This is a genomic window from Marinobacterium nitratireducens (assembly GCF_014645375.1).
In the GTDB taxonomy this organism is placed as follows: Bacteria; Pseudomonadota; Gammaproteobacteria; order Pseudomonadales; family Balneatricaceae; genus Marinobacterium_A; species Marinobacterium_A nitratireducens.
The window spans coordinates 643,701-664,067 of the sequence record NZ_BMLT01000001.1 but is presented as its reverse complement, the minus strand read 5'-3'; the positions used below and the strand labels follow the sequence as shown (position 1 = coordinate 664,067).

General features: G+C 62.0%; 17 protein-coding genes. 10 read left to right on the top strand and 7 right to left on the bottom strand.

Going from position 1 to position 20,367, the window contains the following annotated elements; translation table 11 throughout:
* Nucleotides 1-2: 2 nt before the first annotated feature.
* From IEX85_RS02925 to IEX85_RS02910, 4 genes are read left to right on the top strand one after another with little or no spacing between them, the layout of a single operon-like run.
* Entirely contained in the window at nt 3-1,880 is a 1,878-nt protein-coding gene (locus tag IEX85_RS02925) for an ABC transporter ATP-binding protein (protein ID WP_188858105.1), read from the top strand.
* Complete coding sequence (locus IEX85_RS02920; protein WP_188858103.1) at nt 1,877-3,784, top strand: ABC transporter substrate-binding protein; 1,908 nt, start codon at nt 1,877-1,879, stop codon at nt 3,782-3,784. The genes IEX85_RS02925 and IEX85_RS02920 overlap by 4 nt, the downstream gene beginning before the upstream one ends.
* Before the next feature lie 3 nt (nt 3,785-3,787).
* On the top strand, nt 3,788-4,786 hold the full coding sequence (locus IEX85_RS02915; protein ID WP_188858101.1) for an ABC transporter permease: 999 nt from the start codon (nt 3,788-3,790) through the stop codon (nt 4,784-4,786).
* Nucleotides 4,783-5,958, top strand: coding sequence for an ABC transporter permease (locus IEX85_RS02910; RefSeq protein WP_188858100.1), 1,176 nt, complete (start codon nt 4,783-4,785; stop codon nt 5,956-5,958). Before IEX85_RS02915 ends, IEX85_RS02910 begins: the two co-directional genes overlap by 4 nt.
* A gap of 236 nt (nt 5,959-6,194) precedes the next feature.
* Here the strand turns inward: IEX85_RS02910 and IEX85_RS02905 are convergent, their stop codons facing one another.
* On the bottom strand, nt 6,195-6,683 hold the full coding sequence (locus IEX85_RS02905) for a TlpA family protein disulfide reductase (RefSeq protein WP_188858098.1): 489 nt from the start codon (nt 6,681-6,683) through the stop codon (nt 6,195-6,197).
* A 158-nt stretch (nt 6,684-6,841) separates the two neighbouring features.
* Between IEX85_RS02905 and IEX85_RS02900 the strand changes: the two genes are divergently transcribed.
* Nucleotides 6,842-7,711, top strand: a complete 870-nt coding sequence (locus IEX85_RS02900) for an NAD(P)-dependent oxidoreductase (RefSeq protein ID WP_188858096.1) — start codon at nt 6,842-6,844, stop codon at nt 7,709-7,711.
* 206 nt (nt 7,712-7,917) lie between these two features.
* Complete coding sequence (locus tag IEX85_RS02895; RefSeq protein ID WP_188858094.1) at nt 7,918-8,064, top strand: hypothetical protein; 147 nt, start codon at nt 7,918-7,920, stop codon at nt 8,062-8,064.
* An 85-nt stretch (nt 8,065-8,149) separates the two neighbouring features.
* Here the strand turns inward: IEX85_RS02895 and IEX85_RS02890 are convergent, their stop codons facing one another.
* Nucleotides 8,150-9,232, bottom strand: a complete 1,083-nt coding sequence (locus tag IEX85_RS02890) for an ABC transporter substrate-binding protein (protein WP_188858092.1) — start codon at nt 9,230-9,232, stop codon at nt 8,150-8,152.
* 138 nt (nt 9,233-9,370) lie between these two features.
* On the opposite strand from IEX85_RS02890, the gene IEX85_RS02885 reads away from it, so the two are divergent.
* From IEX85_RS02885 to IEX85_RS02875, 3 genes are read left to right on the top strand one after another with little or no spacing between them, the layout of a single operon-like run.
* Entirely contained in the window at nt 9,371-10,426 is a 1,056-nt protein-coding gene (locus IEX85_RS02885; RefSeq protein ID WP_188858090.1) for a FecCD family ABC transporter permease, read from the top strand.
* A complete protein-coding gene (locus IEX85_RS02880; RefSeq protein ID WP_188858088.1) occupies nt 10,426-11,250 on the top strand; it encodes an ABC transporter ATP-binding protein in 825 nt (274 codons plus the stop codon). Before IEX85_RS02885 ends, IEX85_RS02880 begins: the two co-directional genes overlap by 1 nt.
* The gene (locus tag IEX85_RS02875; protein WP_229721760.1) at nt 11,247-12,482 is read left to right on the top strand and encodes an MDR family MFS transporter; all 1,236 of its coding nucleotides are present in this window, start codon (nt 11,247-11,249) and stop codon (nt 12,480-12,482) included. The genes IEX85_RS02880 and IEX85_RS02875 overlap by 4 nt, the downstream gene beginning before the upstream one ends.
* A 55-nt stretch (nt 12,483-12,537) precedes the next feature.
* On the opposite strand, the gene IEX85_RS02870 is transcribed toward IEX85_RS02875, so the two are convergent.
* Nucleotides 12,538-13,605 (bottom strand): 3-deoxy-7-phosphoheptulonate synthase, encoded by a 1,068-nt coding sequence (locus IEX85_RS02870; RefSeq protein WP_188858086.1) that lies wholly within the window; start codon nt 13,603-13,605, stop codon nt 12,538-12,540.
* A gap of 311 nt (nt 13,606-13,916) precedes the next feature.
* Here IEX85_RS02870 and dsbD point away from each other — a divergent pair, with 311 nt between their 5' ends.
* Complete coding sequence (dsbD, locus tag IEX85_RS02865) at nt 13,917-15,815, top strand: protein-disulfide reductase DsbD (RefSeq protein ID WP_188858084.1); 1,899 nt, start codon at nt 13,917-13,919, stop codon at nt 15,813-15,815.
* 22 nt (nt 15,816-15,837) lie between these two features.
* Here the strand turns inward: dsbD and IEX85_RS02860 are convergent, their stop codons facing one another.
* The 4 genes from IEX85_RS02860 to IEX85_RS02845 all read right to left on the bottom strand — a co-directional run bounded on the left by IEX85_RS02860 (nt 15,838) and on the right by IEX85_RS02845 (nt 20,163).
* Nucleotides 15,838-17,790, bottom strand: a complete 1,953-nt coding sequence (locus IEX85_RS02860; RefSeq protein ID WP_188858082.1) for an acetoacetate--CoA ligase — start codon at nt 17,788-17,790, stop codon at nt 15,838-15,840.
* A gap of 85 nt (nt 17,791-17,875) precedes the next feature.
* Nucleotides 17,876-18,421: a hydrolase gene (locus IEX85_RS02855; RefSeq protein WP_188858080.1), complete on the bottom strand. Its 546-nt coding sequence runs from the start codon at nt 18,419-18,421 to the stop codon at nt 17,876-17,878.
* A gap of 11 nt (nt 18,422-18,432) precedes the next feature.
* Nucleotides 18,433-18,864 (bottom strand): MaoC family dehydratase, encoded by a 432-nt coding sequence (locus IEX85_RS02850; RefSeq protein WP_188858078.1) that lies wholly within the window; start codon nt 18,862-18,864, stop codon nt 18,433-18,435.
* Between the two features lie 78 nt (nt 18,865-18,942).
* Nucleotides 18,943-20,163, bottom strand: coding sequence for an EAL and HDOD domain-containing protein (locus tag IEX85_RS02845; RefSeq protein WP_188858076.1), 1,221 nt, complete (start codon nt 20,161-20,163; stop codon nt 18,943-18,945).
* Between the last annotated feature and the right edge of the window lie 204 nt (nt 20,164-20,367).

The following is a 20,367-nucleotide window of genomic DNA, read 5'->3' as shown; positions in this document are numbered from 1 at the left end:
TTTTGGATCACCTATTAGCGGTCAGGGATTTGCGGGTTTCCTTTCGTCTGCCGGAGGGGGTGGTCGAGGCGGTGAAGGGCGTCTCGTTCACCATAGACCCCGGCGCTTCGGTGGCGCTCGTCGGTGAGTCCGGCTCCGGCAAGTCGGTCATCAGTCAGGCCATCATGGGGCTGCTGCCCAAGGCCGGCACCATCGATACCGGCGAGATTCTGTTGCGCGACCCGGCTTCGGGGCAGATCACCGATATTGCGGCACTGGACCGCAACAGCGTGCAGATGCGCGAGATTCGCGGCGGGCGCATTTCGATCATCTTTCCCGAACCCAATACCTCGCTCTCGGCGTTGCATACCATCGGCGATCAGATTTCCGAGGCGCTCAGCCTGCATCGCGCGGTCACCCGTTCGGAAGCGCTGGAGTTGACCGCCGAGATGCTGCGCCTGGCGGGATTTCCGGACCCGCAGCGTGCGCTGCGTACCTATCCGTTCGAGTTGTCCGGGGGGCTGCGTCAGCGCGCCATGATCGCGATGGCGCTGGTCTGCCACCCGGCGCTGCTGATAGCCGACGAACCCACCACCGCGCTGGACGTCACCATTCAGGCGCAAATCCTCAAACAGATCCGCGATCTGCAGCAGGAGCTGCATATGGCGCTGCTGCTGATCACCCACGACCTCGGTGTGGTGGCCAATATGGCGGAAGAGGTGGTGGTGATCTATCACGGCGAGGTCATGGAATACGGCACGCTGGACCATATCTTCCGCGAGCCGTCCCATCCCTACCTGAAGGCATTGCTGCGTGCGGTGCCGCGTTTCGACATGGCCCGGGACGAGCGCCTGGTACCGATACGCGAGATCAAGCCCAATACCGACAACCTGCATACGCCACAGCATCCGCTGCCGGCGGATTACGACCGCCACCGGCCGATTCTCAGCGTCCGCAACGTACGCAAGCAGTTTCGAATCCGCGCCACCGGCGGCGGTCACGAAACCCGCGTGCAGGCCGTGGACGATGTCAGCTTCGACATCATGCGCGGGGAGTGTCTGGGGCTGGTGGGGGAGAGCGGCTGCGGCAAGACCACGCTGAGCAAGATTCTGATGCAGGCACTGAAACCGGATCAGGGGCAGGTCAGCTTTTATGACGGTTATCGGGATATCGACCTGCTGGCGCTCGACGGCAGGGAGCTCACGGATTTCCGCCAGCGCATGCAGTTCGTTTTTCAGGATCCGTTCTCGTCCCTCAACCCGCGCATGACCATCTATGACATCCTTACCGAACCGCTGGTGATCCATAAAGTCGGCACGCGCCGGCAGCGTCAGACCATCGCGCGCGAGCTGATGGAACTGGTCGGGCTCGATGTGCGTTACCTGCAGCGCTATCCGCACAGCTTTTCCGGTGGTCAGCGCCAGCGTATCGGCATTGCCAGGGCGCTGGCGCTGAGTCCGGAACTGATTATCTGCGACGAGCCGGTATCGGCGCTCGATGTTTCGGTGCAGGCGCAGATACTCAATCTGCTCAAAGACCTGCAGAAACAGCTGGGATTAACCTATCTTTTTATCAGTCACAACCTGGCGGTGGTGGACTATATCGCGGATCGTATCGCGGTGATGTGTCGTGGCCAGTTGGTGGAGCTGGCGCCCAAGGAACTGCTGTTCCGCAGGCCGCTGCATCCTTACACCCAGGCCCTGCTGAGTGCGGTGCCGGATCCGAATCCCGACCATCTGCTGGATTTCGAACGCCTGATGCTGGACCGGGCATCCGATCCGCTGGCCTGGCCCGCACCGTTCACGCACCATCCGGACGCGCCGGCTTCGTTGATCGAGGTCGAGGACGGACACTACGTCAGGGCCGCTGCGGGAACGCGCCGAGAGGAGTTGGTTGCATGAAGTCTATTTACAACTGCAGTGCCGCTGCCATGCTGCTGTCGATGGCGCTGTACGCGCCGGTGTCGGCTGCCTACAACGAGGCGCCCGCGCTGGCAGAGCAGGTGGCGGCCGGGACGCTGCCGCCCCTGGAGCAGCGGCTGCCGCAAAAGCCGCTGCAGCTCGACTACGAGGCGCTTGGCAGGAAGGTCGGCCAGTACGGCGGCAAGCTGAGCATGCTGATGGGCAAGGAAAAGGACACCCGTCGCATGACCGTCTACGGTTACGCGCGTCTGGTCGGCTATAGCGAGCAGCTCGAGCTGGTGCCCGACATCCTCGAGTCGGTCGAGGTCGACCATGAGCGGGTCTTCACGCTGCATCTGCGCGAGGGGCATCGCTGGTCCGACGGTGAACCCTTCACCTCGGAAGATTTTCGATACTGGTGGGAGGATGTTGCCAACAACGAGCAGCTGTATCCTGTCGGCCCGCCTGCGCTGCTCAAGGTCAATGGCCGCTTTCCCACCGTCACCTTCCCGGACGCCACCACCGTGCGCTATGAGTGGCAGGACCCCAACCCCGACTTTCTCGCCTCGCTGGCGGCGGCGGCACCGCTCTATATCTATGCGCCGGCGCACTACATGAAGCAGTTCCACGAGAAGTACGCCGATGCCGGAGAGCTGGCGCAGCGGGTCGAGCAGCAGCACAAGCGCGACTGGTCGGCGTTGCACACCTCGCTCGGGCGCCTGTATCGCAATGACAATCCCGACCTGCCGGTGCTGCAGCCCTGGCATCAGACCACCGCGAGCCCCAGCAGCCGTTACCTCTTCGAGCGCAATCCCTACTTCCATCGCGTCGATCCCGAGGGCAATCAGCTGCCCTATATCGATTCGATCGTCATGGGTATCACCGAATCGAAGCTGATCCCCGCCAAGGCGGCGACCGGCGAAACCGACCTGCAGGCCCAGTACCTGCGTTTCAGCGACTATACGCTGCTCAAGCGCAACGCGCCGGATTACGGCTTCCGCGTAGCGTTGTGGCAAATCGCCAAGGGAGCGCACCAGGCGCTGTTCCCCAATCTCAACCACGAGGATCCGGCATGGCGCGAGCTGTTCCGGGACGTGCGCTTTCGGCGTGCGCTGTCGCTGGCCATCAACCGTGCCGAGATCAACAGGGTCATTTACTACGGCATGGCCGTGACCGGGCAGAATACGTTGTTGCCCCGGTCGCCGCTTTACAAGCCCGAGTATCGCGAGCGCTGGGCCGAGTTCGATATCGACAAGGCCAATGCGCTGCTCGACGACATCGGCCTGACCGACCGCGATAACGCCGGGATCCGCAAGCTGCCGGACGGCCGCTCGCTCGAGATCATCGTCGAGACCTTCGACGGCACCAGCGAGCAGGCGGACGTACTGCAGCTGATCGCGGACTCCTGGCGCCAGATCGGCGTGCAGCTGCATATCAAGCCGTCCAACCTCGATAACGTCCGGCGCCGGGTTTATGCCGGCGAAGCCCAGATGACGATCTCGTCGGGCCTGGAGAACGGTATTGCCACGGTCGCCAACTCACCCTATGAACTGGCGCCTGTGAAGCAGGAATATTACCAGTGGCCCAAGTTCGGCCAGTACTACGAGACCAACGGTGCGGCCGGTTCGCCCATCGACATGCCGGAGGCCAAGCATCTGATGGAACTGCTCGGCAGCTGGTACGGCGCCGAGAGCGAACAGGGTCGCAGGGAAGCCTGGCAGCAGATGCTGGACGTACACGCCGACAATGTCTTCTCCATCGGAATCCTGGCCGGGGTGATGCAGCCGATCGCGATCGACAGCCAGCTGCAGAACGTGCCGGACGAGGGGATATGGAACTGGGATCCGGGCGCCCATTTCGGGCTGTATTCACCCGATACCTTCTGGCTTAAACCGGAGCCCTGATTCATGCTGCGATATATCGTGCGTCGCGTCCTGATGATGATACCCACGCTGCTGGTGATCAGCGTGCTGGTATTTACCATCATTCAGCTGCCGCCCGGCGATTATCTCACCACCATGGTCAACGAACTGCAGTCGCAGGGCGAAAACGTCAGCCAGGAACGCATTGCCTATCTGCGTGAGGAGTACGGTCTCGACCGCAACCCCGTGGAACAGTACCTGTACTGGGTCGGCGGCCTGTTGCAGGGGGATCTCGGGCACTCCTTCGAGCACGACAAGCCGGTCAGCGAGGTGGTGGGCGATCGCATGTTCATGACCATGGTGGTCGCCTTCGTCACCACGCTGTTCGTCTATGTGATGTCGTTCCCGATCGGCGTCTATTCGGCGGTGCGTCAGTACAGCGCCGGCGATTTTGCGCTGTCGTTTCTAGGCTTTATCGGCCTGGCGACGCCCAACTTCCTGCTGGCGCTGATACTGATGTACCTCGCCAAGGCCTATTTCGGCACCGATATCGGCGGTCTCATGGATGCGCGCTACATCGACCAGCCCTGGACCTGGGGCAAGGCGATGTCGGTGCTCGAGCATCTCTGGGTGCCGGTGATCGTCATCGGCACCGCGGGTACCGCGGGCATGATCCGGCGTCTGCGCGCCAATCTCCTCGATGAGCTGCACAAGCAGTATGTGGTGACCGCCAAGGCCAAGGGGCTCGCGCCCGGCAAGGTACTGGTGAAGTATCCGCTGCGCATGGCGCTCAACCCCTTCATCGCCGACATCGGCAATCTGCTGCCGGAAATGATCTCCGGCGCCGTGATCGTTTCGGTGGTACTCGGGCTCGAGACCACCGGGCCCATGCTGCTCAAGGCGCTGCAGTCGCAGGATATGTATCTGGCCGGCAGCTTCCTGATGTTCATTTCCCTGCTGACGGTGGTTGGCACCCTGATATCGGACCTGGCGCTGGCGGTGCTGGATCCGCGCATCCGGCTCGAAGGAGGACGCAAACGATGAGCCGGCGGCCAGTGGAACACTACGTCAACCCGGAGCCCTTCAACCCGCATTCGGTGCTGGAGCTGACGCCGGAGCAGGAGCGCTACTACATGGCCTCGCAGTGGCGCCTGGCCTGGTGGAAGCTCAAGCGTCACCGGCTGGCGGTGATAAGCGCCAGCTTTCTGACCCTGATGTACCTGGTGGTGATTTTCGCCGAGGCTGTTGCGCCGTACGACCTGGAAGAGCGTCATACCCGCTATCTGTTCGCGCCGCCGCAGGAACTGCATTTTTTCGATGATGGCGAGTTTGTCGGGCCTTTCGTCTACGGCATCGAGGTAAGCCTCGATATGGAAAACCTGCGGTGGGTATACGGCGAGGACCGCACCCAGCGCCATCCGTTGCGTTTCTTCTGTTCGGGCAACGATTATCCCGGCGCCGGCTATCGTTTCTGGGGGCTTGTGGAGGGCAGCTTTCACCTGGTCTGTCCGTCGCAGGACGGGCAGTTGTTTTTGCTCGGCACCGACCGGCTCGGCCGCGACATGCTGTCGCGCATCATCTACGGCGCACGGATTTCGCTGACCCTGGGGCTGATCGGCATCACCATCAGCTTCTTTCTCGGCATTACCATCGGCGGGGTGGCGGGTTACTACGGCGGCATGGTCGATACGGTGGTGCAGCGCGTAATCGAGATCATACGCTCTTTCCCGATGCTGCCTCTGCTGATGACCTTATCGGCCATACTGCCGGTGACCTGGCCGCCGACGCTGATCTTTATCGGCATCACCGTGTTGCTGGCGTTGCTCGACTGGCCCGGGCTCGCGCGCGCCGTGCGCTCGAAGCTGCTGGCCCTGCGTGAGGAGGATTTCTGCGTCGCGGCTCAGCTGATGGGGGCCAAACCCGGACGCGTGATCATGAAGCACCTGATGCCGAGTTTCGTCAGTCACCTGATCGCCTCGGCGACGCTGTCGATCCCGACCATGATTCTCGGCGAGACGGCGCTGAGCTTTCTGGGGCTGGGGCTTCGGCCACCGGTCACCAGTTGGGGGGTGCTGCTGAACGAGGCGCAGAACATCAACTATGTGGTGCTCTATCCCTGGTTGCTGTATCCGGTGATACCGGTGATTCTGGTAGTGCTGGCCTACCAGTTCCTCGGCGACGGTCTGCTCGATGCCGCGGATCCCTATAAGCATTGAGTGAAGCTAATGTAGCGACGCTTGGCAGCAGTCAATCCGTCCCCGGCGCGATGCAGGGCGTCGCGCAACCCATCTTGTGGCGGATTGATGGTTCGCGCCGCATCGAACCCACTGGGAACCGAAAGTTGAGTGCCCGCCGAGGCCAGTCGATCTGCAATACGATCGACATGATGGGGCCGCGATCCCCGGGCCACGTGGTGACGGAAGATTTGTCCCGCTGCATCGCTTGACCCATCCTACGGTTTCAGCAACGCCTCTATCTGTTCGACCCGCGCATCCGAGTCCCAGTCATCGGCGCCGGCGTGGGTTTCGACAAGGTTGCCGTCCCGGTCGTAGAGGAAGGTCATCGGCAGGCCGGGGATGCCCAGTTCGGTAAAGGCGCTGCCGCTTTCATCGAGCAGTATGCGAAAGCGCAGCGGGTGGTCGAGGCGTTGCCGGAAGTCCTCGATGCCCTCCCGGTTCTCGCCGACATTGACCGCGATCACCGCCAGTTCGTCGGCAGAAAACCGCTGCTGCAAACGGTCCATCGACGGCATCTCGCGCACACAGGGAGGGCACCAGGTGGCCCAGAAATTCAGCAGCAGCACCTTGCCGCGGTATTCCGCAAGCGGTGCCGGCTGGTGCTCGAGATCCCTGTACTCAAGTGAATAGACGGCCTCAGTGGCCGGCGCGGCTGTCGTTGCCAGCCCGAATGCCAGCAGTACGCCCCCGATCAAAGCCCGCATGGTGCCTCCGGTCTGTACGTTTTAGCCAAGCTTAACAGAAATGCTGCGCCAGCATGGCCAGCGGTTCGGCTTCGGGATTGGCAACGGGTCGCCTAGCTGTGGCATAAAGGGGCAGACGAATACGCTTTTCAACCGTTTAAGAGCTGGAAGGAGTCACGATGAAGGTCGCATTTCTGGGGCTGGGTACCATGGGGTACCCCATGGCCTCGCATCTGCTGAGCAAGGGACACGATGTCTGTGTTTACAACCGTACCACGGCCAGGGCCCGTCAGTGGCTTGCGGAATTTGGCGGCCGAATGAGCGAAACACCGGCCGGGGCGGCGTCCGGCGCCGAGATCGTTTTCACCTGTGTAGGCAACGATGACGATCTTCGGCAGCTGGTGCTGGGAGATGGCGGCGTTTTCGCCGGAATGGGGCAGGGCTGCGTTCTGGTCGACCATACCACCGCTTCGGCCGATGTGGCGCGCGAGCTCGACAAGGCGGCTAAAGAGCGTGGTCTTCACTTTCTCGATGCGCCGGTTTCCGGTGGGCAGGCCGGCGCCCAGAACGGCGTGCTCAGCATCATGTGTGGCGGCGAGGCAAGCGTCTTCGCCCGCGTCGAGCCGGTGATTGCCGCCTACGCGAAATCATCGCGCTTGCTGGGGGAGGCCGGCAGCGGTCAGCTGGCCAAGATGGTCAACCAGATCTGCGTCGCGGGTGCGGTGCAGGGGCTGGCGGAGGCGGTGCATTTCATCAAACGTTCCGGGCTAGATGGCCGCGCCGTATTCGACGTTATCCGTCATGGTGCTGCCGGATCCTGGCAGATGGACAACCGGCACGAAGCCATGCTCGATGGCGAGTTCGATTTCGGCTTCGCCGTCGACTGGATGCGCAAGGATCTTCGGATCGCGCTGGAGGAGGCGCGCAACAACGGCGCCAGCCTGCCGGTCACGGCGCTGCTCGATCAGTTCTACGCCGATGTTCAGGCCATGGGCGGCGGACGCTGGGACACCTGCAGCCTGGTGCGGCGCCTGGAGCGGGACGACTGAGGCTCTGGCCCGGCCGGGGAATCTGCCTGACGCATTGATGCTGGTCATTTATTCGCCTTGCGGTTAGAATCGCAACCGTCTTCGAGGTTGCTCGCGGCAGGAATCGTCCTGCCGGCAAGCGGAAATTTAATGCCCTCGGGCCGGACGCGCCGACAGAGCGAAACCGCCGGACCCGGAATAGGGCACAGCATCACAGGTACAGTTCTATGACAGGTATCGACAAATACAGCCTGGTTTCCTTTGCGCCCAGCATTCTGATCGTGGCCGGTTGCATCGGCATGGTCGTCTTCGGTATCGGCTTCCTGCGCAAGCAGATCGCCAAGGATTCCGCCGCTGCCGGCGAAAGCCGCTAACGGCAGCTACAACAGCCGGCTGTCGGCTGCCAAACAGGAAAGGGCCCGCAATCACGGGCCCTTTTTTGTTTCCGACGATCGCTCTTCAGAGCGCAGTAACGAAAGTGCCCTCGGGTGTTACCGGAAGGTAATCGTCGTAAAACTTCCTGTAGGCCTGTTCCGGGTTAAGATCCTCGAACAGTTCCGGATACATGGCTTTTGCGTAGAACTGGATCATGGCGCCGTCGAGGATGGTGCGACAGGCGCCGTGATAGGCGGCATAGAGGCGATTATTCTGGACGGCGTCCAGCGTGGACCAGCCCAGGCGTTGCTTGAATCCTGCCAGGCGCTCTCTGGCGTCTTTTTCCGCAACTCCCTGACCCATGATCATGCCGTTGTGACTTCCCGCTGTTTCATAGCCGGTGATGACGATGATGTCCGGATTGGCCGCGATGATCTGTTCCGGATTCAGCTTGCCCCACCATTCGACAAAAGGCGCGGATATATTGTCACCGCCGGCCATTTTGGAAATGGCTCCCCACATGTTCTTGCCGAAGGTATAACCGATCTCGTCAACGCCGGCCGAGCCGAATTCGGTATAGATCTTCGGCATCGGCAGTTGTGACTCGTTCAGGCGGCCGGTGATGGTTTCGACAATCTGGGTGTACTCGGCGGAAATCTTCTCCGCGCGCTGTTCCTGTCCCGTGATGACGCCAATCAGCCGGGTACTCTGAACGTGGCGCTCAAGCGTCTGGGCATTGTAGTCGACGACGACGATCGCAATACCAGCGCTTTCCAGGCGCTCGATCTCACTCCCCAGCCCCTTGAACTGCCACTCGGCCAGCAGGATCAGGTCCGGTTGCAGGCTGATAACCTTTTCGACGGAAAATGTCTTGGTATCGACGCGGCCGATACCGGGAATCCGATCAAGGGACGGGCGGTGCTCGAGGTACATTTCCCAGTTCGCCTCGCGCGCCTGCCAGATGTACTTGGACATGCCGACAACCCTGTCATAGGCCGCTTCGGTACCGATCGCCATGTAGTCTTCGGGATAAAAGCCCACCACGACACGCTGGGCCGGCGCATCGAAGGTGACCTCGCGGTCCAGCACATCCGTGACAGTCGTCATTTGCGCAAAGCTCATCGACGAGAAGATCAGGGCGGTCAGGCCCAGCAGTTTCTTCAGCATGAGATTTCCTAACTGTTTGTTTTATTGAAAGAAAAACCGGCGAATGGGGCAATTGTTCAGGCCGGGAGGTTGTGTGGATAATATATTTAATTAAAATGCGCATGCAAATGATTTTCACTTGGAGTCACATTCTGTCAGATGACAAACACTACTGTTGCGCAGACGCTCAGTCTGCAGCGTCGTAACGAGCAACGGCGTACCTGGATTCTACTGGCGCTGTTTTGTGTTCTGGTCGCGTCCTTCGTGATGGATATCGCCACCGGTCCCTCGATGCTCGGGGTGGAGGAAGTGGTCAATGTACTGTTGCGACTGGTCGGTGTGCCTGTCGGGGTGCAGCCCACCTCCGAGGTCATCGTTATCAGTCTTCGCCTGCCGATCGCCTTGATGGCGCTGATCGTCGGTGGCGTGCTGGGTGTCGGCGGCGCCGAGATGCAGACCCTGCTGAACAATCCCATGGCCAGTCCCTACACTCTGGGCATGGCGGCGGCGGCGGGATTTGGCGCGGCCCTGATGCTGTATGCCGGTTCCTTCGGACTCAGCGCCCAGCTTGCCGTGCCTGTGGGGGCGTTCGTCTGCTGCATGTTGTCGGCAGGGCTGCTGTTTGGCCTGGCGATGATGCGCCATATCACCTCCGGTCAGCTTATTCTGGCGGGCATTGCGCTGCTGTTCCTGTTTCAGTCGCTACTGTCGCTGGTGCAGTTCGTTTCCTCTCCAGAACTCAGCCAGCAGATACTGTTCTGGCTCTTTGGCAGTTTGACCAAGGCAACCTGGACGAACGTCGGCATTACCGCGTCGGTTACCCTGGTCTGCATGACGTTGCTGATGCGGGATGCCTGGAAGCTGACTGCACTGAGACTGGGGGAGTCACGGGCAAAGAGCCTCGGGGTCAATGTTGCGCGGTTGCGCCTGAGAATCCTGGTGATAGTGGCATTGATGACCGCCACAGTAACCAGCTTTGTCGGCATCATCGGCTTTATCGGCATCGTCGCTCCGAATATCGCCCGTATGCTGGTCGGCGAGGATCAGCGTTATTTTCTGCCGCTGTCGTTTCTCGTCGGGGCCTTTCTGCTGTCCAGTGCATCGGTGTTGTCAAAATCCATAGTGCCGGGCGCACTGTTTCCCATCGGTATCGTCACAGCAATCATCGGAGTGCCGTTTTTCTTCTGGATGATTATCGGCAAGAGGTCGCACTGATGCTCGAAATAAGGGACTTGTCGCTGGCATTCGACGACCTGCTACTGGCCGACCGGCTCAGTTTCCAGCTGCAGGCGGGGAAAACCCACGTGATTATCGGGCCGAACGGTACCGGCAAAAGCTCTTTGCTGAAAGTGCTGTTCGGTGATATCCGACCGCAAAGCGGAGAAGTGCTGTTCGACGGCGAGCGTCTGGACTACCGCCAGACCGGTCACTGGCGTCAGCGCTTCGGCTATATGCCCCAGGATATCAGGCTCGATATCGGGCTGACGGTGCTCGAGGTCGTGTTGCTGGGGCAACTGGATGCCCTGTCCCTGAAGCTCCGGGACCCGTTGATCGAATCCGCCCTCAGGGCGCTGGACCGGATAGGGCTGTTGCATCTAGCCCATCGCGATGTGCGCACCCTGAGCGGCGGCCAGTGCCAGATGATTCTCTTCGCCCAGGCACTGATGCGCAATCCGCGTATCCTGATGCTGGATGAGCCGGTCAGTGCCCTCGATCTGCATTTTCAGCAGGTGTTGCTGGATCATCTCGATCAGCAGACGCACCGGCAGAACTGGGTGTCGGTCATGGTTCTGCACGATCTGAATCTGGCCGCGCAGTATGCCGATAATCTATTGGTTCTCAAAGGCGGCCGACTGATCGCGCAAGGCGCGCCCGCTGCGATTCTGAGTCCCGAGCTGGTGCATGAGGTCTACGGTGTCAGCGCCGAGGTGGCATACGATCAACAGGGAGTGCCGTTCGTACGAACACCGCGTCGCAGCCGTTCCGGGCAGTCGGTTGCGGTGCCCGAAACGCAGGCTCGGTCGGCGCTGGCCGGATGATGCGCGCCTCTCATCTTATGCACGACTGGCGCGAAGTGTCGGTCGCAGGTCGTATTCTGATCGCCAACGGATTTACCTTCAATCTGGGGTTCTACATGCTGCTGCCCTACCTGGCGGACCATTTGCAGCGAACCCTGGGTCTCAGTCCCTGGTATGCGGGGCTGGTAATCGGGTTGCGGGTTCTGAGCCAGCAGGGTCTGTTTCTGGTCGGTGGCACTCTGGGGGACTATCTCGGTTACAAGCGCCTGATCCTGTTGGGGTGCATGGTCCGGGTCGCCGGCTTTGCGCTACTGGCGATAGCGCAGCAGCTTCCGGCTCTGCTGGCGGGGGCTTTTCTGACCGGTCTGGCCGGCGCGCTATTTACGCCCTCTAGCAATGCCTATCTGGCCTATGAAGCGCCCGATTGCGACAGTCGAGACCGTATTTTTGCGCTGCAGAACTGGAGCAGCGAGGCGGGTATGTTCCTTGGGCCCCTGGTCGGCATAGCGTTGCTGAGTTTCGACTTCGCGCTGGTCGGTCTTGGCGCGGCATTGCTGTTTCTGGTGCTGCTCTGGATACAGTGGCGTTTTCTGCCGGAGTTGACGTCGCAGGAAAAGCGACAGGGCGCCGATTCGCCTTTCTGGCGGCAGTGGCAGACGATGTTGCGCAACCCGCGCTTCATGGGGTTCATTGTCTTCGCCTGTGCCTTTCACCTGTTCTTTCATCAGTTGTACCTGTCGCTGCCGAACGAGGTGAAGACGCGGGGCCTGGATGCGGGCGTGATCACGGCGGTCTTCATGATTTCGTCGGTGCTGGGGATATGTCTGCAGGTGCCGCTTAATCGCCGGGTACCCGGGCTGCTGGGACGCAGCAGGACCATGGGACTGGGTCTTGTGTTGATGGGGAGCTCCTTTCTCTGGTTTCTGACGCACTTCGCCACGGAAGTTCGCCTGAGTTTCGTCGGTTTCGCGGTGACCTTTAGCCTTGGATCCATGCTGGTGATGCCGCTATTGGCCGCCAGCGTACCGCGTTTTTGCGAGCGCTCGGAGCTGGGAAGCCACTACGGCCTTTATTCCTGCATCGGCGGGCTTGCCGCCTTTTCGGGGCATCTGGTGCTGGGGGCCCTGCTTTCGTCGCAAAGCCTGGAGCGGGAGTGGATCTGGGGCGGGCTGGCTGCAATCGGGCTGATAGCAGGGCTCGGTCTTTATCGTCAGATGGAGAAGGTCGGGCGTCCCGAAGGGGAGAGGCATTGAGCCGAGACGGCCCTATGGGCGCCGGGACGAGCGTGGCTCGTCCCGGCGTGATGGCTCAGCGCTTGGGCAGCACGTCCCGGAGCTGTTCGTTGATCTTCAGCAGCGTGCGCTCGGTGGTGTCCCAGTCGATGCAGGCATCGGTGACGGAGATGCCGTACTTGAGATCATCGAGATTGGCCGGAATCGACTGATTGCCCCAGCCGAGGTTGGACTCGATCATCAGGCCGATCAGCGACGTGTTGCCCTCCTGGATCTGGTTGGCGACGTTTTCGGCCACTAGCGGCTGCAGCGCAGGATCCTTGTTGGAGTTGGCGTGGCTGCAGTCGACCATGATGTTCAGCGGCAGGTTGTTTTTCGCCAGTTCCTTCTCGCACAGCGTGACGCTGACAGAGTCGTAGTTCGGCTTGCCGTTGCCGCCGCGCAGTACCACGTGACCGTACCGGTTGCCGGTGGTGCGGATAATCGCCGCTTCGCCTTTCTCGCTGAGACCGAGGAAGCTGTGCGGGTGGCTGACCGACTGCAGTGCGTTGATGGCCACGCCAAGGCTGCCGTCGGTGCCGTTCTTGAAGCCGACGGCGCAGGACAGACCCGAGGACATTTCACGGTGGGTCTGGGATTCCGTGGTGCGCGCACCGATGGCCGACCAGGAGATCAGGTCCTGCAGGTACTGCGGGTTGTTCGGGTCCAGGGCTTCGGTGGCCAGCGGCAGGCCCAGTTCCGAGAGGTCGATCAGCAGCTTGCGGGCGATATGCAGGCCCTGCTCGATATCGAAGGAGTCGTCCATGTGCGGATCGTTGATCAGGCCTTTCCAGCCAACGGTGGTACGCGGTTTTTCGAAATAGACGCGCATTACCAGGTAGAGGCTGTCCTTGACCTCATCCGCCAGGGCTTTGAGGCGACGGCCGTACTCCAGCGCTGCCTTGGGGTCGTGGATGGAGCAGGGGCCGACAACCACGATCAGACGCTTGTCCTTGCCGTCCAGGATATTGCGAATGGTTTCACGGCCTTCCATGATGGTGGCGGCGGCGGTTTCGCTGATCGGCAGCTTGGCCTTGAGCGCTTCCGGCGTGGTCAGGATGGAGATGGATTCGATATTGAGGTCGTCTAAGCGTTTGTCGGTCATGGACTTGTCTCTACAGCGAACGGGCGCCGTGCCCTTGGCAATGGGAAATAACCTTGGTGTGCAGGGCGCAGGTTCCGCCTGAGTATCCGGAAAGCCGGTCGGGTGGTGGCGGAAGCGGGCGCTTTGTGCATCTGCGAACCTTTTTATCACATTAATCAGATGGTTATAAGTCCGGACGCGGCCGCGGCGGGCGCCGCCGCGGCGCCAGGGTGGTACAATGGCGCCCGCCCGGTCCTTGCCGGCATGCGAACTCGGCGCCGGTGGCGTGGTCTACCGGCTGCCAAAATGTAAATTCGTGGAACTGGAATCCCGTGCGCTTCAATTCTTTCCGATGCTTTTTCGCAGGCCTGCTGCTGCTGGCCGGACTCGGCTTTCAGGCTCAGGCGGGGCTGTTCGACAGCAACCCGTTCGGCAAAGACGGGCCGTTGCAGGTCGATGACGCCTTTCACATGGATTTCGAGCAACTGGAACCCGGCAAGGTCAGGCTGCTCTGGACCATTCAACCCGACTATTATCTGTATCGGGACCGCATGGAGTTCAGCAGTCTCGATGGCCGCAGCGAGGTTGTCGGGCGCATCGACGCGCCGTCGGAAGAGAAAGACGACCCGCTGTTCGGCAAGGTGCAGGTGTATCACGAATTCGCCGAAGTCGAGCTGCAACTGGCCAGCCTGAGCACGGAGGCGGTCGACGATCGTATCTCGATCAGCTACCAGGGGTGCTGGGAGGGCGGCATCTGTTACCCGCCGGTCACGCGGGAAATCAGCCTGGCCGGCATTCCGTCCCGGGACATCGGGGGCGTCGGCACGCCGGTAGCCGGCAGTGGAACGGATGCCGGCCCGGGCGACGCCGCCGGAGCTGTGGCCGCCGCCGCGCCGGCATCCGCGGTCAGCTATGGTGTCGGGTCTGAGCCGGTCAGCGAGCAGGACCGTTTCGTCGGCCTGCTGCGCAATGCAGGTCTTGCGGTAACGCTCGGCGCATTTTTCGTCGCGGGGCTGGCACTGTCGTTCACCCCCTGTGTCTTTCCGATGATCCCGATCATCTCCAGCATCATTGCCGGTCACGGACACCGTATCAGCACCGCCAGGGCGCTGGGGTTGTCGCTGGTCTATGTGCTGGCCGTCGCGGTCACCTACACCCTGGCCGGGGTCTTTACCGGCCTGTTCGGCGCCAACCTTCAGGCGGCGTTCCAGAATACCTGGATCATCGCCGCCTTCAGCATGCTGTTCGTGTTGCTGGCGCTGTCGATGTTCGGCTTTTACGAGTTGCAGCTGCCCTCCAGCTGGCAGAGCCGTCTGACCCGCGCCAGCAACCGCCGTCATGGCGGCACTATCATCGGCGTGGCGGCCATGGGTCTGCTGTCGGCACTGATCGTCGGGCCCTGCATGGCGGCGCCGCTCGCCGGCGCGCTGATCTATATCGGCCAGGCGGGGGATCCGGTACTGGGTGGCCTGGCGTTGTTTTCACTGAGTCTTGGCATGGGCGTGCCGTTGTTGCTGGTGGGCGCGTCGGCCGGCAAGTTGCTGCCCAAGGCCGGGCTCTGGATGGAGGCGGTCAAGGCGGCATTCGGTGTCGCGCTGCTGCTGATGGCGATCTGGATGCTCGATCGCATCATTCCGACCCGCGCCACCATGGCGCTGACCGCGCTGGTACTGATCGTGTCCGCCGTTTACATGAACGCCCTGGACCGGCTGCCGGACCAGTCCGGCGGCTGGCACCGGCTGTGGAAAGGGGTCGGTCTGATCCTGCTGGTGTACGGCCTGGCGCTGATGGTGGGCCTGTTCGCCGGCAGCCGCAGCCTGGTGTACCCGCTGCAGGGCCTGGCCGGAGGCCAGACCGAAAGGGCCTCGCTTGCATTCAGCAAGGTGACCTCGATGGATCAGTTGCAACCGATGCTGGAACAGGCGCAGCGCAGCGGGCAGCCCGTGATGCTGGATTTTTTCGCTGACTGGTGCGTGTCTTGCTATGAACTGGAGTACGTCACCTTCGACGATGACCGGGTACGGCAGGCGCTGTCCGGTTTCCAGCTGATCAAGGTCGACGTCACCGCCAATGACGACGCGGCGCAACGCCTCAGCCGTGAATACGGGGTCGTAGGGCCGCCTGCGCTGCTGTTTTACGACGCCCAGGGTACGCTCAAGCCGCAGCTGACGCTGATCGGTGTCATCCAGCCCGAAGACTTTCTTCGCCATTTGCAGCGTCTCGAAGGTTGAGGCGCCAGCCAGCCGCTCGTTGCTATGCTTTCAGTTCCGGCAGATCGCGGTAGAGCTCCAGCGCCTCGGGGTTGGCGAGGGCGTCGCGGTTTGCCACCGTCTCACCCATGACGACGCTGCGCACCGCCAGTTCGACAATCTTGCCGCTGAGTGTGCGCGGGATGTCGCTGACCTGAACGATCTTCGCCGGTACATGCCGCGGTGTGGTGTTCTCGCGAATGCGGTGGCGGATGCGGTCGCGCAGACCCTCATCCAGCGTCACGCCCTCGCGCAGGTGCACGAACAGTACCACCCGAACGTCGCCCTGCCATGGCTGGCCGATGCAGAGACTCTCCAGCACTTCGTCGAGGGATTCCGCCTGGCGGTAGATCTCGGCGGTACCGATGCGGACGCCGCCGGGATTCAGCACCGCGTCGGAGCGGCCATGGATGATCAGGCCGTCGTGTTCGGTCAGCTCGGCGAAGTCACCGTGCGCCCAGACGTTGTCGAATCGGCTGAAATAGGCATCGCGGTAGCGCTCGCCCCCGGGATCGTCCCAGAACCCCAGCGGCATTGACGGGAAGGGGCGGGTGCAGACCAGCTCCCCTTTGCCGCGGGGCAAAGCCTGGCCGTTGGTATCGAAGATATCGACCGCCATGCCAAGCCCGCGGCACTGCAGCTCCCCCTTGTAGACCGGCCGTACCGGGCAGCCGAGGGCAAAGCAGGAAATGATGTCGGTGCCGCCGGAGATGGAGGACAGCTGCAGATCCTGCTTGATGTCGCGATAGACGTACTCGAAGCTTTCATGGCTCAGTGGCGAACCGGTCGATAGCACCGCGCGCAGCCGTGGCAGGCGGTGGCTGGCGCCTGGTCTGGCGCCGGCCTTTTCCAGCGCCGCGAAGTATCTGGCGCTGGCGCCGAAAACGCTGATGCCCTCGGCTTCGGCGATATGCCACAGCTGTGCCGGGGTCGGTGCGGTGGGGGAACCGTCGTACAGCAGTATTGCGCTGCCCGACGCCAGGGCGCTGACCAGCCAGTTCCACATCATCCAGCCGCAGGTGGTGTAATAGAAAAGCAGATCGCCGTGGCCGAGATCGGTATGCAGGCGATGCTCCTTGAGATGCTGCAGCAGGGTGCCGCCGGCACCGTGAACGATGCACTTGGGTACGCCGGTCGTGCCGGAGGAATAGAGAATGTATAGCGGATGGTCGAACGGCAACTGCTCGAACTCGATCTCGTCGACGCCGGTGTCGATGAAGTCCCCGAGTTGCAGGGTGCCAGCGGGCAGGGCGCCGAGATCGGGGTCATCGTCGAGGTACGGCACGATCAGCAGTTGCTCGACCGAGTCGATCTGGCGGGCGATGTCCGCGGCGTGCGCCAGGCAGTCCAGGCGTTTGCCGTTGTAGCGGTAGCCATCGGCGCTGAGCAGAATTCGCGGCCTGATCTGGCCGAAACGCTCGACGACCCCGTGCACGCCGAAATCCGGCGAGCAGGAACTCCAGACCGCCCCCACCGCACTGGCGGCGAGCATGGCGATCAGGGTGTCAGGGATATTGGGCATATAGCCCGCGATTCGATCCCCCGGAAGGATGCCGTGGCGTCGCAGGGCGCCGGCAAGCGCCGCGACGCGCCGAAAGAGCTCGGCATGGCTCAGTTCATGGCGCCGGCCTGACTCGTCCCGAAACACCACGGCGGTGTCCGGACCTCGGTCGCGCAGCAGGTTCTCGGCGAAGTTCAGGCGGGCGTCCGGAAACCAGCGTGCCCCCGGCATTTGCCCGGGCCGCAGCAGCACCCGCTCTCCCTTGGCGGAAGCAACGACGCCGGACCAGTCCCAGAGCCCGCTCCAGAAGGCGTCGCTATGCTCGACGCTCCATCGGTAAAGAGCGTCGTAGCCATCGAGGGAAAGTGCATGCCGGCCATTCAGGTAGTCGATGAAATGGCTGATCCGGCTTACGGCGATGCGTTCTGGGTTCGGCGTCCAGAGTGGTTTTGCCATGGCAGGCCTCTGATTCGTTGGCTTGCGTTACCTTAAAGGTAAGCAAGCCGCCGCAAGGGTGCCAGTGCGTTACCGCCTGCCGGTGCTAGCGCAGGTAGTGCTTGCTGATATGGCGGAAACTGTCGGTCGCGGCACGGCGCATCCACTCGAAGGCCACCATTTCGCGGCTGACGATCTGTATGCCGGCCTGGCGCATGCGCTCGATCGCCAGCAATTTGTCGGCGGGATTGCGCGAGGCGATGCAGTCGGCGACCACAAAGACTTCGCGCCCCCGGCTTTTCAGTTCCAGCGCGGTCTGCAATACGCAGACGTGCGCCTCGATACCGACGACAACGGCCTGCTGCGGACAGAGGTCATCGATAAGCGGGCCGGATGTCGGGTCCGACATGCACGAGAACCAGGTCTTGCCGATCACCTCGTCGTCCGCGACCTGTTCGCGCAGGCGATCGCAGGTGGGGCCGATTCCCTGGGGGTACTGCTCCGATGCCAGTACCGGCACTTCCAGGTAACGCGCAATCTCCAGCAGCCAGCGGCAATTGTCGAGCAGCTGCTGCGGCGCCTCGACGGCCGGAACCAGACGTTCCTGAACGTCCACGATCAGCAGCAGCGACTTTTCGGCATCGATCAACATGGCGTTTTTCCTCAGTCGGGGCGGCGCGGGACCATGACCACGGCCTCGCCCTGGGTCACACGGCGGCCATCGACGAAGCAGTCGGTGGACAGGGTGACCCAGCGGCGCCGCGGGTTGATTTCGGTGATGGTGACGTGGGTTTCGACCTCGTCGCCGGGGCTGACGGGGTGACGGAACTTGAGCGACTGGTTGAGGTAGATGGACCCCGGCCCCGGCAGGTGGGTGCCGATAGCCGCCGAGATCAGTCCGGCACTGAGCATGCCGTGGGCGATACGGCCGCCGAATTCCGTTCCGGCAGCGTAGTCGTCATCGAGGTGTACCGGGTTGGTATCGCCGGTCACCTCGGCGAAGCGCCGGATATCCTCGTCCGAGACGCGTTTGCTGACCACGACGCTCTGGCCGATTTCAAGATCCTCGATGTAGAGGTGCTCAACCACGTTCATCCGTGTTCTCCAGTCATTATCGAGCCCGCATCGGGTATTCGATCTAAAGTTTAGATAATAAAAACAGAAAGATAGAATTTACTCTTCATGCATTGCCTGCATCGACTCCTGGGTCCATTTCAGGCTTTCCCGGTAGGCCCGCTCGTAGAGATTGGCGTCGAAGTCGGGCGGCAGCAGGTGCCAGTCGCCGCTCTCGTAGTGGATGACATTGGCCAGCACCGCGCCGATCGGGCCGCTGCCGGCGCGGATGGCGTCCTTGATATCTTCGCCCAGCGGAACCTGGTCGAGCATCGCGTCCTGCCGGATATCGAGCATGGCGTGCAGCCCCGACATCATGCCGGCAATGAAATAAGAAGGTGCGTTGGGCTGTTTCAGGCCTTCCGCGACCCGTTCGCACATGCGGCCCCGGATCAGCAGCAGTCGCGACAGCTCCTCGGGCTTGTCGCCATTGGCGGACATGGCAATCAGCGTCGCCCACTTGCGCACCTGTTCCAGCCCCAGCAGCACCACCGCCTGGGCGATGGAATCGACCTTGCGCACCAGCGAATAGGCGGCCGAGTTGACGATGCGCAGCAGTTTGAAGGTCAGTACCGGATCCCGCAGGATCAGCGCCTCGAGCTTTTCCGGTGTCGCGACCGGGGATTGCAGCTCCTGAATCAGCTGCATCATGGTGACCTGGTTGGCGCTGACGCGGCGGCCTTCGACCAGCTTGGGCTTGCTCAGAAAACCGCCCTGATAGAGCTTGAAGCCCATGTCGATGCAGCGCTCGAGCTGACTGAACTCGTCGATGCCTTCGGCAAGAAAAGCCACCTTGAAGGGGCGAATGCTTTCGAGCTGCCCGGCGAGCGCGGACTCGCTGAACTCGCGCACATCGAGCTTCACGATCTGCGCCATTTTCAGCAGGTTGTCGTACCGCGGGTTGTAGCTCAGGCCCCGAAGGCAGATGCGGTATCCCTCTTTCATCAGTCGCAATGCGGCCCTGTCGTAGTCTGCGTCCGGCTTGGGCCCGGGATCGAGCTCGATCACCACCTGCTTGAGCGGCAGTTCCGGCAGTGCGCCGGACAGCAGCAGCTCGCGCCCGACCGGCAGAAACGCCGGCACCCGCCTTACGGCGCCGGCATCGCTGATACTGGTGTATACGCTGAGGATCATCTCCCCGCTCAGCTCGGCGCCTGCGACGCCCGGGGCCGGGCTGTCTTCGAGTCGGTAGAGCAGTTCATAGGCAACGACCTTCTGGTGCTGGTCGAATATCGGCTGTCGGGCCATCAGCATCTGCTGGCCGCCGGGCTTGGAATCCATGTCCACTCGCTCGTCCTGTGAATTGGGTCTCAGTTCGCGAGTGTATACGTAAAGGGGCCTGGCAGGTACCCCGACTTCGCTGTCTGCGCAGCTGGGTGCGGCAAAGCGTCGTTGCTTGACACCGATTCTTGTGTTTAATGCTTAAAGATTTGAAAAACAGGCCTTTATTGCAGATATGCAGGACTCGCAGGAGCTCGATTCGCG

What these genes read in the sequence shown, in the direction of transcription:
- IEX85_RS02870 (WP_188858086.1), bottom strand. Translation starts at nt 13,605, where the DNA reads ATGACCGACAAACGCTTAGACGACCTCAATATCGAATCCATCTCCATC.
- IEX85_RS02855 (WP_188858080.1), bottom strand. Translation starts at nt 18,421, where the DNA reads ATGTTGATCGATGCCGAAAAGTCGCTGCTGCTGATCGTGGACGTTCAG.
- IEX85_RS02915 (WP_188858101.1), top strand. Translation starts at nt 3,788, where the DNA reads ATGCTGCGATATATCGTGCGTCGCGTCCTGATGATGATACCCACGCTG.
- IEX85_RS02880 (WP_188858088.1), top strand. Translation starts at nt 10,426, where the DNA reads ATGCTCGAAATAAGGGACTTGTCGCTGGCATTCGACGACCTGCTACTG.
- IEX85_RS02885 (WP_188858090.1), top strand. Translation starts at nt 9,371, where the DNA reads ATGACAAACACTACTGTTGCGCAGACGCTCAGTCTGCAGCGTCGTAAC.
- IEX85_RS02920 (WP_188858103.1), top strand. Translation starts at nt 1,877, where the DNA reads ATGAAGTCTATTTACAACTGCAGTGCCGCTGCCATGCTGCTGTCGATG.
- IEX85_RS02860 (WP_188858082.1), bottom strand. Translation starts at nt 17,790, where the DNA reads ATGGCAAAACCACTCTGGACGCCGAACCCAGAACGCATCGCCGTAAGC.
- IEX85_RS02895 (WP_188858094.1), top strand. Translation starts at nt 7,918, where the DNA reads ATGACAGGTATCGACAAATACAGCCTGGTTTCCTTTGCGCCCAGCATT.
- IEX85_RS02890 (WP_188858092.1), bottom strand. Translation starts at nt 9,232, where the DNA reads ATGCTGAAGAAACTGCTGGGCCTGACCGCCCTGATCTTCTCGTCGATG.
- IEX85_RS02905 (WP_188858098.1), bottom strand. Translation starts at nt 6,683, where the DNA reads ATGCGGGCTTTGATCGGGGGCGTACTGCTGGCATTCGGGCTGGCAACG.
- IEX85_RS02850 (WP_188858078.1), bottom strand. Translation starts at nt 18,864, where the DNA reads ATGAACGTGGTTGAGCACCTCTACATCGAGGATCTTGAAATCGGCCAG.
- IEX85_RS02900 (WP_188858096.1), top strand. Translation starts at nt 6,842, where the DNA reads ATGAAGGTCGCATTTCTGGGGCTGGGTACCATGGGGTACCCCATGGCC.
- IEX85_RS02910 (WP_188858100.1), top strand. Translation starts at nt 4,783, where the DNA reads ATGAGCCGGCGGCCAGTGGAACACTACGTCAACCCGGAGCCCTTCAAC.
- IEX85_RS02875 (WP_229721760.1), top strand. Translation starts at nt 11,247, where the DNA reads ATGATGCGCGCCTCTCATCTTATGCACGACTGGCGCGAAGTGTCGGTC.
- IEX85_RS02845 (WP_188858076.1), bottom strand. Translation starts at nt 20,163, where the DNA reads ATGGATTCCAAGCCCGGCGGCCAGCAGATGCTGATGGCCCGACAGCCG.